Below are 13,858 nucleotides of genomic sequence, written 5' to 3' on the forward strand. Positions count from 1 at the left end.
TTATGGTTCCATTCCTTGACGATAAGGAGATGGCCAATGCGCCTGGCGGTTCTGGCATGCCTTGTGGCGATCGCTGCGCTGTTCGGTTTGGCTTCGGCGGCCTCGGCCGGCACCAGGGTGGTGGTCAAGACGCGGACCTACGACATCACCGGGAACACGGGGCTGGCGCTGATGCAGGCTATGGACCGCAAGGGGCCGAAGCACGGCTTCATGACGCACGCCATCGCGTTGACCGGCTACGCAGTGGATTGGGACCTTGACACCAGCCAGGACAATGGCGTTTGCCGCTTGCGGCGCGCCAACGGCACGCTCAATCTCTTTTATACGTTTCCGCGTGTCGCCTCGGCCACCACGCCGACGCTCCGGAAGCGATGGACGCGGTTCTTCGCCGGCGTCCGCGCCCATGAGGAAACCCATGGCCGCATCGCCAGGGAGATGATGCGGGCCACGGAAAGATCGATCTCCGGCCTCAGGATTGCCGACGACCGGTTCTGCTACAAAACACGTCGCGAGGCACAGCGACGTATCAAGGCCACCAATGCCGCATATGAGGCCAAGCAGCTCGCTTTCGATGCGCGCGAGCATCGCGATGGCGGCCATGTCCAGCATCTCGTCATCGCTTTGGTCAGGCCCTGATCCTTCAGCCTGGCGTCTTGCCGGTCTGGCTTATGGCCGCGGTCGCGGTTTCATGTTCGTCGAGCGGCTTTTGCTGGTTCAGCCTGAGTGAGAACTCCACCATGACCGGAAGGTGATCCGAGCCGGTGTCTTCCAGCCGTGTCGCGGAATGGATGGTCACGCCGCCCTTGCTGAAAACCTGGTCGATCGGCAGGCCGGCGAAGCGCCGCAGGAAGTCCGGCAGCTTGATGTGGATCCAGGTCGGGCCGGCGGACGGCATCACGGTCAGCCCGCCAAGCGCCGCGACCCGCCGCACGGCGGCACTCCATGGCGCGGCATTGCAGTCGCCCGCCATGATGGCCGTCTCGCCGAGCGCGGAAAGCGGCTCCGTCAACTCGCCGATCTGCCAGTACTGCTCGCGTGGCCACGGCCAACTGAGGTGGATCGCCGCGACATCGACGTCGATCCCGCCGAAGTCGACGGTCGCTGTCGCCATGGCGCCGCGCCTTTCGCAACGCGCCTCGGTGCCCGCGGCAAAGGGCCTCCGCGAGAGCAACGCGACGCCGAATATGCCGTTGGGATAGGGACAGAGGATCCGGTATGGATAGGCGCTGCTGATATAGCCAAGCTCGGTCGCCCACATCGCCGATACCTCGTCGAGGGTGATCACGTCGGGATTGGTCCGGCCGATCAGCGACAGCACCTTCTTCGGCGTCGGATTGTCGTAGCGCAGGTTCATCTGCAGCAGCTTGTAGATTGCGCGGTCTTCGTTCTTGGCTTCATAGGCGGCCTCAACCGGCCACAGGCGGGAGAAGGACAGCGACCCGGAAGTGGTGGCGAAGGCCGCCACGGCAAAAAGCAGTGCCACGGCCGCCTGCAGGCGAAATGTCGTGGCCAGCAGCGGCAGCGCGCAAAGCGCCATCAGCACGGCAAGGTGGACGCGGAAATGCGAGAAGGAATCGAAGGCGGGATGCAGCGTTCCGAAAAACCCGGCCACCAGAGCGATCGAACAGGCCAGCATTGCCAGGAATGCAACCGAAATCAGCAATGTCCCGAGGCTCGCTCTCTCCATGCCGCCTGCTTATCGGCAGAAATGCGGCCCAATCAAGATGAGAAATGCCGCCGCGGTGCGTGGCATCGGCCTACTGGAACGCCGTTTCCGAAAAACTTCTGAGCTTGCGCGAATGCAACCGCTCCATCGGCATTTCCGCGAGCTTCTCCATCGCCCTGATGCCGATGGTCAGGTGCTGCGCCACCTGGCGCTTGTAGAATTCGGTCGCCATGCCGGGCAGCTTCAACTCGCCATGCAGCGGTTTGTCCGAAACGCACAGCAGCGTGCCGTAGGGAACGCGAAAGCGGAAGCCATTGGCGGCGATGGTCGCCGATTCCATGTCGAGTGCGATGGCGCGAGATTGCGACAGACGCTGTACCGGGCCACGCTGGTCGCGCAGTTCCCAGTTGCGATTGTCGATGGTGGCGACGGTGCCGGTGCGCATGATGCGCTTTAGGTCGTAGCCGGAAAGGCCGGTGACTTCGGCGACGGCTTCCTGCAACGCCACCTGGATTTCGGCCAGCGGCGGGATCGGCACCCAGACCGGAAGATCGTCGTCCAGCACATGGTCCTCGCGCACATAGGCATGCGCCAGCACATAGTCGCCCAGCGCCTGGGTGTTGCGCAGGCCGGCGCAGTGGCCGAGCATCACCCAGGCATGCGGCCTCAGCACCGCGATATGGTCGGTGATGGTCTTGGCGTTGGAGGGCCCGACGCCGATATTGACCATGGTGATGCCGCCATGTCCCGATTTCTTCAGGTGATAGGCCGGCATCTGCGGCAGGCGCGGCGGTGCAACGCCTTCGCTGGGCGCGCTTTGCCCGCTCTTGGTGATGACATTGCCCGGCTCGACGAACTCCGTGTATCCGCCGCCGCCATTGGCCATCAGGTTGCGGGCGCGGGCGACGAACTCGTCGATGTAGAACTGATAATTGGTGAACAGCACGAAGTTCTGGAACTGCTGCGGCGTGGTTGCCGTATAGTGCGACAGCCGGTGCAGCGAATAATCGATGCGCTGCGCCGTGAAGGGCGCCAGAGGCCTCGGCTCGCCAAAGGCGACTTCGAAGGTGCCGTTGGCGATCTGGTCGTCGGTGCCGTCGAGATCCGGCACGTCGAACAGATCGCGGATCGGCCGCTTGATGCGCTCTGCCGTCGCGCCGTCGACATGGGTGCCTTCAAGGAAGGCGAAATGCAGCGGGATGGGTGTGGTCGATTCCGACACCGTGACCGCAACCCCATGATTGCGCATGATCAGGCGCAACTGCTCGACGAGGTAGCTTTCGAACAGGCCCGGCTGGGTGATGGTGGTGGAAAAATGCCCAGGCGTCGGCATATGGCCATAGGCCTGGCGCGAGTCGATCTGGGTGAACGAGTTGGTGGTGACACCGATCTCCGGATAAAAGGCCCGGTAGCGCTTGCCATTGTCGCCGCCTGCTGCCGCCAGCTCTGCAAAGGAGTCGCGCAGGAATTTGGTATTGCGGTCGTAAAGCGCCTGCAGTGCCTTGACTGCTTTTTCGGCGCTATCAAAGCTTTGCCGGCCAAAAGGCTCCGGCATGACGACAGATTCGATGGCTTGTGGGTAGATTCGCTTTTCCATGGCTCAATATAGAGACTTGGATCGGCACTTGGGAGGGGTGTCGCGACCGAAGGCGGCCAAAGCGCCGTTTTTCTTCAACCGCGCTGCAGGCTGACCAGGAGCACAAAGCCGACGCCGGACTTCTTCAGGGCTGGTGCGTCGATCGTCGAGCCGGCGTCAGTGCGCATCATCGGCACGGCCAGAACCGGAGCGGCCAGCACCGTCAGGATAAGCGCCGCCCGCGGCAGAAGCCGAAGGGTCTTGAGAGTGTTGGCGGCGATGCGGTTCATGGCGTTCAGCTTTTCTTTCGAGGTCTTGGTTTCTTTGGTCAGTTGCGAAGATGGGTGGGGCAGGCGAGGCGGCAGGTTCTGGAACTGGCTTCGTCCCAGGCGCGGGCCGGACGGCCCGCTTCGGCGACGAGGATGGCGAAGAACATTCCAAACAGGCTCACCAGCAGGCAGACGATGGTGAAGCGGCGAGCAAGCATTGGGTCGGTCTCCTTCAACACGCCGGAGAATGCCCTGATGCAACTGAACCGGCTCTGATGCCGGCGTTCATCTGCCGTTCAAGATGACTGACGGGTTTCGACGGCGCCGGCGTCGGTTTGGATAGCCGCCGGTGGGTATCGAGCATCATCGGCGCAGGATGTGTCGACAAACGAAAACGGGGCCCGTCGAGGCCCCGTCATCATGTCGCAAGGATGCGCTCGATCAGAGCTTGTGCCAGGTCTGGCTCTTGCAGATCAGTCCGCCGAGCACGCAGCCGCTCATCTTGAGAGAGCTGCCCGACAATGTCGCCTTGCCCGAATAGGTCTTGTCGTTTGCCGGATCGGTGATGTTGCCGGCATATTTGTTGTCGCCTGTCGCCTTGAGCGAGCCGATGGTCTTGCCGGCATATTTCCCGGACTTGAGCGTGATGGAAAACGAGCCGCCGCCGGCGATGGCCGCGGTTTCGCCGGCCTGCGTCTTCCAATTGCCTTCGATCGGATCGGCCCATGCTGCACTCGCCACGATCAATGTGGCCGCAAGGGCCAGGCTCAGTTTTCGAAACATGTCTTCCTCCCTGTGGATGTCCGGCCGGATGCTCCGCCTCGCCGGTCTGCCGCTTACGCAAACGTAAGCTAATCCAGCTCCCGGCAAAACAAAAGCGGTGCCGTAGCGGAAGACTTTGGGATTTTGCAGCCGCCTGAAAGCGCCTCCTCGACGATGAAATGAAACGATCGGCGCATCGCCTTTGTCTGCCGTGGTTAGCGAAGTCTTGCCCCCGCGCGAGAAAACTTTCGTCAAATTTGAGGCAAGCAGGCTGAATTGCTGGGTTTGTATCCTTAACGAATTTCGGCGTTTACCTCTTGTTTTAGCTTTGTTTTCCTCAAATTAAGCACGCCATTTAACGACGGATTCAAGCCTGCACGGCATTCTCGAAAGCATCGGAAGAGCAGCCGGCAAGACGAAAGAAGGCAGCTCTCGGGAGCCTGACAGGGGCCGGAAAACAGGGGATTGAAATGGCACGTTTTGAAATGCTTGAAGCAGGTTTCGGCGCTATGGGAGCAACTGCCCAGGCCGACATCCTTTTCGAATTGGGCATGATGTATGCGACCGGCCGCGATTGCGAGACCGATGTCGTTGCCGCCCACAAATGGTTCAACATCGCCGCAATCAAGGGCTCGGCCCGCGCCGCCGAGCTGCGCTCGGAACTGTCGGCCGCCATGTCGAAGGTCGAGATCGCCACGGCGCTGCGCGAAGCCCGCGAATGGATGACCATGCACTGAAATCTGCCAATCGCAGACAGATCCATCGAAGACAGGGAAGCTCCGGGATCAAGGCCGCACAGACGGCCAGACCCGGCGAAATTGAAGGCCGCGCAAGACGGTCACGAAGGCAAGGGAAAGAACGCGGCAGGCCGCAAGGCCCAGTCGTGCGCGACACAGGGAAGCTGAGCGGATTTTTAGGCGCGGGGGCGCCTGGAGATTGCTCGACGGGCAAAAAAGCCGCGACCAGCCGGAACAAGGCTGGCGTGGCTTTTTGCGTGGATGACGTCTTGCAGGCCCAATCGAGCGGCGCCAATGCGCCTAGACAGGCCGAATGAAGGATGAAATTGTCCGGCCTCTCTGGAAGAAGCGCGGCCGGGGCGGCCGCGCGTGAGTGGAGGAGTTCTACCATCATGAAAAAATTGAGTATTTTGAACGCGGCCATATTCGGCCTGATGTTGAGCACGCCGGTCGCATTCGCAGACGACATCACCTTTGCGGTGGTGGGCCCGATGACAGGACAGCTCGCCACCATCGGCGATCAGTTCAAGCAGGGCGCACAGGCTGCCGCCGATGCGATCAACGCCGCGGGCGGTGTCGACGGTCGTCAGATCAAGCTGAGCATCGAAGACGACCAATGCGATCCCAAGCAGGCCGTGTCGGTTGCCAACCGCGTCGTCGCCGATGGCGTCAAGTTCATCGACGGCCATGCCTGCTCGGGTTCCAGCATTCCGGCATCAGCTGTCTATGCCGAAGCCGGCGCCTTGATGATGAGCCCGGCCTCGTCAAACCCGGTGCTGACCGATGCGGCAGCCAAGGCCGGCTGGCCGACGATCATGCGCCTTTATACGCGAGACGACGCGCAGGGCGCCTTCATCGGCCCATGGATCGCCAAGAAGTTTGCCGGCAAGAATGTCGTCGTCCTGCATGACAAGAGCGCCTACGGACAGGGCGTGGCTGACGCCGTCAGGGCAACGATGAATGCCGGCGGCCTCAAGGAGGTCTATTATGACGGCATCAACGCTGGCGAGAAGGACTATTCGGCTCTCGTCACCAAGCTCAAGGATTTGAAAGCCGACGTTGTTTATTTCGGCGGCTACCATCCTGAAGCCGGCCTGATCCTGCGTCAGTCGGCGGAACAGAATCTGAAGTTCCAGCTGATCATGCCGGACTCCATCGCCTCGCCGGAATTCTGGCAGGTTGCCGGCCCGGCCGGCGAGGGCACCATGTTCGTCTTCCCGTCGGATCCGCAGGCAAAGCCGGAAGCCAAGGCAGCCGTCGAGAAGATCAAGGCCGGCGGTTTCGTGCCGGAGGGTTTCACGCTGTTCTCTTACGCCACCATCCAGGCTTTCGCCGAAGGCATCAAGCGTGCCGGCAGCGACGACCCGGCCAAGGTTGCCGAAGCGTTGAAGAACGGTACGCCGATCAGCACCGTTGTCGGTGATGTCACCTTCGACGAGAAGGGCGACCTCAAGAATGCCAGCTACGACATCAACCAGTGGCATGACGGCAAATACGCGCCGATCGCGCAGTAATCGCCACCCTGCGACTGGATGGCATAGAGAAATGGCCGGGTTCATCCCGGCCATTTTTTTGCTTCCCCTGTCGTGGCCTTCCGAACCGTCAGCTCACTGCTGTGGTCGCGGCGTTGTGCTCCTCGACGAACCGCACCAGCACCGTTCCGTCGGTGACCTGTGCGCCCTCTGTGGCGATCTCGGCGATCACGCCGTCATGCGGCGCGGCGATGGTGTGCTCCATCTTCATCGCCTCGAGGATCAGCAGCGGCTGGCCCTTGATCACCGTATCGCCTTTTCCCACGCGCACCAGCTTGACCAATCCCGGCATCGGCGCACGCAGGCTGCCGGTGCTTGCCGCCGCCTCATCGGCCCGTGCCAACGGGTCCGGCACGGCGAAGGTGTAGCCAACGGCGCCTTCGAACACGGTAATATGGCCTGGCCAGCGGGCGAGGCGTGGCGTGGCGCGAAAATCATGCGAATTGGTGTCGCCATAGGGCTTGTCCAGCGCGACCTGGAATCGTCCGTCCGCCCGCACCGAAACCTTCGCCGCGATATCGTCTTCGCCGAACTTCAGCCATGTGCGTCGCGCCACGCTGTGGAAATGGGCATAGCCGACAAGCGACGACCACGGATCGTCGGATGACGGGGTTGCGCCGGCACCGGAGGCCGCAAGAGCGGCGGCAGCAATGGTTTCGTCGCTCGGCGGCGGGACGGTCGCCAAGGTTTCTTGGTGTCTGCCAATCAGGCTGGTGTCGACATCGCCTGCAGCAAAATCCGGATCGGCGGCGAGAGCGGCAAGAAAGGCGGTGTTGACGGTCGAGCCGGCGATCTCGGTCCGGGATAGCGCCGCGCCAAGCGCTTCCAGAGCCCCCTGACGGTCCGTGGCGTGGACGATCAGCTTGGCAATCATCGGGTCGTAATAGGGCGAGATGGCGTCACCCGCCCGCACGCCGGTCTCTATGCGCATTGTGGCGCCTTCGGAGGCTGCGTCTGGAAATTTCAGATGATGCAGCGTGCCGGTCGCCGGCAGGAACCCTTTTGCCGCGTCCTCGGCATAAATGCGCGCCTCGAAGGCATGGCCGACGAGCGCGATCTCGCTTTGCGTCTTCGGCAGCTTTTCGCCGCTGGCGACCCGCAACTGCCACTCGACCAGATCGGTGCCGGTTACCATTTCGGTGACCGGATGTTCGACCTGCAGGCGGGTGTTCATCTCCATGAACCAGAAGCGGTCGGCTTTCAGGCCCTGCGAGGCATCGACGATGAACTCGATGGTGCCGGCGCCTGAATAATTGATCGCCTTGGCGGCCTTCACCGCCGCATCCGTCATCGCCTTGCGCAAAGCCTCGGTCATGCCGGGCGCGGGCGATTCCTCGATCACTTTCTGGTGGCGGCGCTGCGCCGAGCAGTCGCGTTCATAAAGGTGCACTGCATTGCCGAAATTGTCGCCGAACACCTGCACCTCGATATGGCGCGGCTTGTCGACATATTTTTCGACCAGCACGCGGTCGTCGCCGAAAGCGGCTTTCGCCTCGCGCCGCGCGCTGGACAGCGCCTCGGAAAATTCATCGGGATGCTCGACCCGGCGCATACCCTTGCCGCCGCCGCCGGCGCGCGCCTTGATCAGCACCGGGTAGCCGATCTCGCGTGCCTTGGACGCAAGCAGCACGATCTCCTGCGCCTCGCCATGATAGCCCGGCACGACCGGCACGCCGGCCTTTTCCATGAGCCGCTTGGCGGCGTCCTTCAGCCCCATGGCCCGGATCGAGGCCGCCGACGGGCCGATGAAAATCAGCCCCGCCGCCACCACCTGGTCGACGAAATCGGGATTTTCCGACAGGAAGCCGTAGCCGGGGTGAATGGCTTGTGCGCCCGTTGCCAGGGCCGCGGCGATGATCTTGTCACCGCGCAGATAGCTTTCGCCGACGGGCGAGAGGCCGATATGCACCGCCTCGTCGGCCATCTCGACATGCAGGGATCTCGCATCGGCATCCGAATAGACGGCGATAGTGCGCACACCCATCTTGCGCGCCGTCCGGATGACACGACAAGCGATCTCACCGCGATTGGCGATCAGGATCTTGGCGAACATGGAGCCTCCCGGTTTTGCCTCGGGCAGCGCCATTCTGGCAGGCGCCAGCCTATTTGGAGGCAGCGATCTCGCAGGCGCCGCCGGTCGTGACCTTGTAGTGGCCGCGGGTTGACTGACAGGATTTCATCGCCAACTCTTCGGCCCTCTTTTGAGATGGTGCGTTGAGGTGGCCGCCGCAAACTATGTACGACGACATTATCCGCGCGTAGGGAGTGGTTGCGTACGCTGAATGGCCACCGGCCGCGACATAGGCCTTGTAGGTCTTGGTGCAGGGATCCTTGGGATTTCGCGGCAGGTACGGCGGGAAACGCTTGTCTCCCTCGCTTCCAGTGAGTGAGCCGGCCATGCCCGCGCCGCACGCGGCGACCGTCAGCAATCCGGCCAATATCGCCATGGCTGTTCGCCTGGAATTCGTGGATTTCATCTTGTCTTACCCAACGAGAAAAACCGGGCGTTTTCCGGCCTATTTGGACGCGGCGATGCTGCAGGCGCCGGCAACGGTAACCTTGTATTTGCTTTTGCTGGCCTGACAGGATTTCAGTGCCAGTTCCGCAGCCGCCTTCTGCGACGATGCATTCAGCTTCACGCCGCAAACGAAGTACTCGGTCGCCGGAACGATTGGCGTCGCCGCGAAAGCCGAATGGCCTGCGGCTGCGAGATACGCTGCGTAAGCCTTCCCGCAGCCCCCGGTGGTTCCTATAGGAATGGTCACTGGGTAGCGCACGTCGCCCTTGCTGCCTGCCAGCGATCCGGCCATGGCGGCGGTGGGGGCCGCCACGATCAGCAAGCCTGCCACTATAGAGGTGGCTGCTCCTTTGCGGGTCCAGGATTTCATACTGCTTCCCCCATTCGCAAAAAAGTCTCGGCTGGTTGCTTATTTCGATGACGAGATTGCGCAGCCGCCACTCGCGGTCTTGAGCTTCCACCGTGTCAAGCCGGCTTGGCAATTGCGCAGCGCCGTCTCTTCCGCCGCCTTCTGGGACGGCGCGTTGAGCTTCGTCCCGCAGACAATGTAGAGGTCGACGACACGCGAATAAAAGGTTGTAGCGTAGGCCGAATGACCGCTCGCCGCGACATAACCCTTGTAGGCAACGTTGCATTCGCCCGAACCCAAGGTCGGCGGAAAACGCACGTCTCCCTTGCGTCCTGCGAGCGATTCCGCCGAGCCGGCGTCGGTCGCTGTTAATATTAGAAATACAGAAAGTATCGAAGCAGCCGTTCCCTGGCAATATTTCAGTTTCATTTTCAGCCCGTCCCCATTGCCCCATGCTGGATAAGCAGTAGCGAATATTTTGCCTCGCCGCCAGTTCACTGTTTGAGAATCGAAGCCGCTTATGCTGATGAATCGATTGGCCCATACAGTTCAGCCTTTTCGCACGGCAGCAACGGCCTGCCGCTATAGTTCCGCCGTTTGGCCGTCGAAGTTGACCGTCCATTCTCACATCCGAAACACGCCAAAGCGCGTGTCCTCGATTTCGGCGTTGAGCGCAGCGGACAGGCTGAGCGCCAGCACGTCGCGCGTCTTCGCAGGGTCGATAATGCCGTCGTCCCAGAGGCGTGCGGACGAATAGAGCGGATGGCCCTCATGCTCGTATTTCATCAGGATCGGCTTCTTGGATTTCGCCTCCTCCTCGGCGCTCCATTCCCCGCCCTTGCGCTCGATGCCTTCGCGCTTGACCATGGCAAGCACCGTTGCCGCCTGCTCGCCGCCCATCACCGAGATGCGGGCGTTCGGCCATATCCACAGGAAGCGCGGCGAATAGGCGCGGCCGCACATGCCGTAATTGCCGGCGCCGAACGAACCGCCGATGATGACAGTCATCTTCGGCACCCTGGCGGTGGCGACCGCCATCACCAGCTTGGCGCCGTCCTTGGCGATGCCGCCTGCTTCATATTTTCGACCGACCATGAAGCCGGTGATGTTCTGCAGGAAGACAAGCGGGATCTTACGCTGGCAGCACAGCTCGATGAAGTGCGCGCCCTTCACAGCGCTTTCGGAAAACAGCACGCCGTTGTTGGCGATCATGCCGACCGGCATGCCATGCAGATGGGCAAAGCCGGTGATCAGCGTGGTGCCGTAATTCTGCTTGAACTCGTCGAATTCGGAACCGTCGACGATGCGCGCGATCACCTCGCGGACGTCATAGGGCTGGCGCAGGTCGGTAGGCACGATGCCGTACAGTTCATCCGCGGGATGAAGCGGCGGAATCGATTTCTGTAAGTTCAGACTTACAGTCTTGTTCCGATTCAGGTTTTTGACGATGCGTCGGCAAATGGCGAGCGCATGGTCGTCGTCGAGTGCATAGTGGTCGGCAACACCGGAAAGCCGCGTGTGCACATCGGCGCCGCCGAGATCCTCGGCGCTGACGTCTTCACCAGTGGCCGCCTTCACCAGCGGCGGACCGCCGAGGAAGATGGTCGCCTGGTTGCGCACCATGATCGTCTCGTCGGACATCGCCGGCACATACGCTCCGCCCGCCGTGCAGGAACCCATGACGCAGGCGATCTGCGGAATGCCTGCGGCGGACATGTTGGCCTGGTTGTAGAAGATGCGGCCGAAATGCTCACGGTCGGGAAACACCTCGTCCTGGTTGGGCAGGTTGGCGCCGCCGCTGTCGACGAGGTAGATGCAAGGCAGATTGTTCTGCAGCGCGATCTCCTGCGCCCGCAAATGCTTCTTCACGGTCAGCGGATAGTAGGTGCCGCCCTTCACCGTGGCGTCGTTGACGACGACCATGACTTCGGTGCCTTCGACGCGGCCGATGCCGGCGATCATGCCGGCCGAAGAGATCTCCTCGCCATACATCGACCATGCCGCGAACTGGCCGATCTCGAGGAAGGGCGAGCCGGTGTCGAGCAATTGCGCCAAGCGCTCCCGCGGCAACAGCTTGCCGCGCGAAACATGCCGTTCGCGCGCTTCCTCCGAGCCGCCGCGCTCGACGGCCGCCGCCTTCTCCGCAATGTCGGCGACCAGCGCCCGCATGCGCTCGGCATTGGCACGGAAGGTTTCGGAGGAGGGGGAGATCTGGGTTTGCAATGGAGCCATGTCCAACCCCTACATCTGCGCCAGGAGTTTGCCGTTGCGGCGTTCGAAAATCTTGTCGGACAGCAGATTGAAACCGTCCTTGAACGTAACGTCTATCATCTGCCTGGCCGCGCTTTGGGCTTGCGGATTGCCTGCATCGAAGACGAACAACTGGTCTCGGCGTGGCAGAGCGAACAAAACATCGCCAGGAAACTGTGGTTTGATTGACAACCAGAAATCGTCAAAAAGTATAAGGCTTGTGGACAACATAGTATTGCCGTCGACATAATACAGGCACGCTAACGCGGCTTCTCCGTCGGAAACAATTCTAGGAAGCCATTTCTTTACGTTGTCCAGCGCAACGACCCGCAAATCCGAAAGCGCCCGACCTGGGAAGTCTTTTGGTGCCACGGGTGACACCGAATCCGGAAGGTCGACCATATAGACAACCGAGATCTCACCAACCAGCGGTTCATACAACAAATCCAAACCCATCGATTTGAGGTGCTCGACATATTGCTGGGTCCGGATCACCGCGATGAGATTTTCTTCGCTCGCCTTGGTCGGTCGCGTTTCGGTGAGGCTTCGGACAAGTCTGTCTATAGCCGCATCAGCGTCCTCGTCGGGGTATGAGTTTAAGTAGCCGAACACGTTTGTGACGTCGGGCGTCACTTCCACGCCGCCGATTTTTGCACTGATCTTTGCGGGATCCGATGGGTCTACGATAGCGCTATCGACACCCGGCTGCCGTTTGAGTGCGGCGATTACGAGCCCTCTGAATTCCGCAATGTCAGAGAAGCGCCGCTTCTGCGCCTTGGCTTGTCCGAGAAAGCCCGCAATTGAGGAAAACAAAGCCATCGCAAATATTCCCCGCCTTGTGATTGGATGCGCCAATGAGAGGATCATCTATGGCCCTGCTTATCTCTCAATACTCGCAAAACTACAGCCTCCCACGAGATGGGTGTTTGACGTGTCAAGCAATCCGCAGTCCGGCACACTTGCATTCCCTTGCTAGGCATCACATCCCCTCGGCCATGATCTCGCGGCCGATCAGCCAGCGGCGGATTTCGCTTGTGCCGGCGCCGATCTCGTAGAGCTTGGCGTCGCGCAGCAGGCGGCCGGTCGGATAGTCGTTGATATAGCCATTGCCGCCAAGCAGCTGGATGGCGTCGAGGGCCATCAGCGTCGCCTTCTCGGCGGCAAACAGCACGCAGCCGGCGGCGTCCTTGCGTGTCGTCTGGCCGCGGTCGCAGGCGGCGGCAACGGCATAGACATAGGCGCGCGCGGCATTCATCACCGTGTACATGTCGGCCAGCTTGCCTTGCACCAGCTGGAACTCGCCGATCGCCTGGCCGAACTGCTTGCGCTCATGCACGTAGGGGATCGCCACGTCGAGGCATGCCGCCATCAGGCCGATCGGGCCGCCGGCAAGCACGGTGCGCTCATAGTCGAGGCCCGACATCAGCACCTCGACGCCACGGCCCTCCTCGTGCAGCACGTTTTCGAACGGCACTTCGACATCCGAAAAAACCAGTTCGCCGGTATTGGAGCCGCGCATGCCGAGCTTGTCGAGCTTTTGCGCCACGGAAAACCCGGCCATCGCTTTCTCGACGATGAAGGCGGTGATGCCGCGCGATTTCAGGTCCGGGTCGGTCTTGGCGTAGACGACCAGGGTCTCGGCGTCAGGCCCGTTGGTGATCCACATCTTGGTGCCGTTGAGCACGTAGCGGTCGTTGCGCTTTTCGGCACGCAGCTTGAGCGAGACGACGTCCGAGCCGGCGCCGGGTTCCGACATCGCCAGCGCGCCGACCCGCTCGCCCGAGCACAGTGGCGGCAGGAATTTTCCCTTCTGCGCTGGCGTTCCCCAGCGGTTGATCTGGTTGACGCAGAGATTGGAATGAGCACCATAGGAGAGGCCGACCGAGGCCGAAGCGCGCGAGATTTCCTCGACGGCGATCACATGCGCGAGATAGCCCATGCCGCTGCCGCCGAAATCGGGATCGGCCGTGATGCCGAGCAGGCCGAGCGCACCGAGTTCACCCCACAGATGCGCCGGAAATTCGTTCGAGCGATCGATGTCGGCGGCGATCGGAGCGATCCGGTCCTGGGCGAAGCGCCGCACCAAGTCGCGCAGCGCCTCGATCTCCTCGTCATGCCCGAAGCTGAGCGTGTTCGTGTACATTTTTCTCCTCCCTGCGCATGACCCCGAAAATCGACTTTGATTTTCGGAAAGGGATC

General features: G+C 61.6%; 15 protein-coding genes. 3 read left to right on the forward strand and 12 right to left on the reverse strand.

What is annotated here, in order from left to right:
* The first annotated feature begins 36 nt into the window (after nucleotides 1–36).
* Nucleotides 37–636 carry a DUF922 domain-containing protein gene (locus NP503_RS06585; protein ID WP_127269929.1) on the forward strand — a complete coding sequence of 200 codons (600 nt, stop codon included), beginning with the start codon at nucleotides 37–39 and terminating at the stop codon, nucleotides 634–636.
* A 4-nt stretch (nucleotides 637–640) separates the two neighbouring features.
* Here the strand turns inward: NP503_RS06585 and NP503_RS06590 are convergent, their stop codons facing one another.
* The 5 genes from NP503_RS06590 to NP503_RS06610 all read right to left on the reverse strand — a co-directional run bounded on the left by NP503_RS06590 (nucleotide 641) and on the right by NP503_RS06610 (nucleotide 4,294).
* Nucleotides 641–1,687 carry an endonuclease/exonuclease/phosphatase family protein gene (locus NP503_RS06590; RefSeq protein ID WP_127270982.1) on the reverse strand — a complete coding sequence of 349 codons (1,047 nt, stop codon included), beginning with the start codon at nucleotides 1,685–1,687 and terminating at the stop codon, nucleotides 641–643.
* Between the two features lie 70 nt (nucleotides 1,688–1,757).
* Nucleotides 1,758–3,221, reverse strand: coding sequence for an AMP nucleosidase (locus NP503_RS06595; protein ID WP_236382868.1), 1,464 nt, complete (start codon nucleotides 3,219–3,221; stop codon nucleotides 1,758–1,760).
* Between the two features lie 116 nt (nucleotides 3,222–3,337).
* Nucleotides 3,338–3,532 (reverse strand): hypothetical protein, encoded by a 195-nt coding sequence (locus NP503_RS06600; protein WP_127270986.1) that lies wholly within the window; start codon nucleotides 3,530–3,532, stop codon nucleotides 3,338–3,340.
* A 38-nt stretch (nucleotides 3,533–3,570) separates the two neighbouring features.
* Nucleotides 3,571–3,729: a hypothetical protein gene (locus NP503_RS06605; RefSeq protein WP_023812838.1), complete on the reverse strand. Its 159-nt coding sequence runs from the start codon at nucleotides 3,727–3,729 to the stop codon at nucleotides 3,571–3,573.
* A gap of 223 nt (nucleotides 3,730–3,952) precedes the next feature.
* A complete protein-coding gene (locus NP503_RS06610) occupies nucleotides 3,953–4,294 on the reverse strand; it encodes a DUF2147 domain-containing protein (RefSeq protein ID WP_127270988.1) in 342 nt (113 codons plus the stop codon).
* 449 nt (nucleotides 4,295–4,743) lie between these two features.
* Between NP503_RS06610 and NP503_RS06615 the strand changes: the two genes are divergently transcribed.
* Both NP503_RS06615 and NP503_RS06620 read left to right on the forward strand, forming a co-directional pair.
* A complete protein-coding gene (locus NP503_RS06615; RefSeq protein ID WP_013532614.1) occupies nucleotides 4,744–5,010 on the forward strand; it encodes a sel1 repeat family protein in 267 nt (88 codons plus the stop codon).
* A 392-nt stretch (nucleotides 5,011–5,402) separates the two neighbouring features.
* Nucleotides 5,403–6,524: an ABC transporter substrate-binding protein gene (locus NP503_RS06620; protein ID WP_127270990.1), complete on the forward strand. Its 1,122-nt coding sequence runs from the start codon at nucleotides 5,403–5,405 to the stop codon at nucleotides 6,522–6,524.
* 88 nt (nucleotides 6,525–6,612) lie between these two features.
* Here NP503_RS06620 and NP503_RS06625 read toward each other — a convergent pair whose 3' ends face one another.
* The 7 genes from NP503_RS06625 to NP503_RS06655 all read right to left on the reverse strand — a co-directional run bounded on the left by NP503_RS06625 (nucleotide 6,613) and on the right by NP503_RS06655 (nucleotide 13,802).
* On the reverse strand, nucleotides 6,613–8,595 hold the full coding sequence (locus NP503_RS06625) for an acetyl/propionyl/methylcrotonyl-CoA carboxylase subunit alpha (protein WP_127270992.1): 1,983 nt from the start codon (nucleotides 8,593–8,595) through the stop codon (nucleotides 6,613–6,615).
* Nucleotides 8,596–8,644: 49 nt separating this feature from the next.
* Nucleotides 8,645–8,989 (reverse strand): hypothetical protein, encoded by a 345-nt coding sequence (locus NP503_RS06630; protein WP_236382870.1) that lies wholly within the window; start codon nucleotides 8,987–8,989, stop codon nucleotides 8,645–8,647.
* A gap of 69 nt (nucleotides 8,990–9,058) precedes the next feature.
* Entirely contained in the window at nucleotides 9,059–9,430 is a 372-nt protein-coding gene (locus NP503_RS06635) for a hypothetical protein (RefSeq protein ID WP_127269364.1), read from the reverse strand.
* Between the two features lie 39 nt (nucleotides 9,431–9,469).
* A complete protein-coding gene (locus NP503_RS06640) occupies nucleotides 9,470–9,838 on the reverse strand; it encodes a hypothetical protein (protein WP_127269365.1) in 369 nt (122 codons plus the stop codon).
* 195 nt (nucleotides 9,839–10,033) lie between these two features.
* Nucleotides 10,034–11,641 carry a carboxyl transferase domain-containing protein gene (locus NP503_RS06645; RefSeq protein ID WP_127272452.1) on the reverse strand — a complete coding sequence of 536 codons (1,608 nt, stop codon included), beginning with the start codon at nucleotides 11,639–11,641 and terminating at the stop codon, nucleotides 10,034–10,036.
* A gap of 9 nt (nucleotides 11,642–11,650) precedes the next feature.
* Nucleotides 11,651–12,478, reverse strand: a complete 828-nt coding sequence (locus NP503_RS06650) for a DUF1444 family protein (RefSeq protein ID WP_164748953.1) — start codon at nucleotides 12,476–12,478, stop codon at nucleotides 11,651–11,653.
* 160 nt (nucleotides 12,479–12,638) lie between these two features.
* Nucleotides 12,639–13,802: an isovaleryl-CoA dehydrogenase gene (locus tag NP503_RS06655; protein ID WP_127272451.1), complete on the reverse strand. Its 1,164-nt coding sequence runs from the start codon at nucleotides 13,800–13,802 to the stop codon at nucleotides 12,639–12,641.
* Nucleotides 13,803–13,858: the final 56 nt, after the last annotated feature.

It is taken from the genome of Mesorhizobium sp. SEMIA396 (assembly GCF_024518615.1).
Lineage (GTDB): Bacteria > Pseudomonadota > Alphaproteobacteria > Rhizobiales > Rhizobiaceae > Mesorhizobium.

Excerpts from the sequence above, each read along its gene's own strand:
- NP503_RS06585 (WP_127269929.1), top strand. The coding sequence starts at position 37 with ATGCGCCTGGCGGTTCTGGCATGCCTTGTGGCGATCGCTGCGCTGTTC.
- NP503_RS06590 (WP_127270982.1), bottom strand. The coding sequence starts at position 1,687 with ATGGAGAGAGCGAGCCTCGGGACATTGCTGATTTCGGTTGCATTCCTG.
- NP503_RS06595 (WP_236382868.1), bottom strand. The coding sequence starts at position 3,221 with ATGCCGGAGCCTTTTGGCCGGCAAAGCTTTGATAGCGCCGAAAAAGCA.
- NP503_RS06600 (WP_127270986.1), bottom strand. The coding sequence starts at position 3,532 with ATGAACCGCATCGCCGCCAACACTCTCAAGACCCTTCGGCTTCTGCCG.
- NP503_RS06605 (WP_023812838.1), bottom strand. The coding sequence starts at position 3,729 with ATGCTTGCTCGCCGCTTCACCATCGTCTGCCTGCTGGTGAGCCTGTTT.
- NP503_RS06610 (WP_127270988.1), bottom strand. The coding sequence starts at position 4,294 with ATGTTTCGAAAACTGAGCCTGGCCCTTGCGGCCACATTGATCGTGGCG.
- NP503_RS06615 (WP_013532614.1), top strand. The coding sequence starts at position 4,744 with ATGGCACGTTTTGAAATGCTTGAAGCAGGTTTCGGCGCTATGGGAGCA.
- NP503_RS06620 (WP_127270990.1), top strand. The coding sequence starts at position 5,403 with ATGAAAAAATTGAGTATTTTGAACGCGGCCATATTCGGCCTGATGTTG.
- NP503_RS06625 (WP_127270992.1), bottom strand. The coding sequence starts at position 8,595 with ATGTTCGCCAAGATCCTGATCGCCAATCGCGGTGAGATCGCTTGTCGT.
- NP503_RS06630 (WP_236382870.1), bottom strand. The coding sequence starts at position 8,989 with ATGGCGATATTGGCCGGATTGCTGACGGTCGCCGCGTGCGGCGCGGGC.
- NP503_RS06635 (WP_127269364.1), bottom strand. The coding sequence starts at position 9,430 with ATGAAATCCTGGACCCGCAAAGGAGCAGCCACCTCTATAGTGGCAGGC.
- NP503_RS06640 (WP_127269365.1), bottom strand. The coding sequence starts at position 9,838 with ATGAAACTGAAATATTGCCAGGGAACGGCTGCTTCGATACTTTCTGTA.
- NP503_RS06645 (WP_127272452.1), bottom strand. The coding sequence starts at position 11,641 with ATGGCTCCATTGCAAACCCAGATCTCCCCCTCCTCCGAAACCTTCCGT.
- NP503_RS06650 (WP_164748953.1), bottom strand. The coding sequence starts at position 12,478 with ATGGCTTTGTTTTCCTCAATTGCGGGCTTTCTCGGACAAGCCAAGGCG.
- NP503_RS06655 (WP_127272451.1), bottom strand. The coding sequence starts at position 13,802 with ATGTACACGAACACGCTCAGCTTCGGGCATGACGAGGAGATCGAGGCG.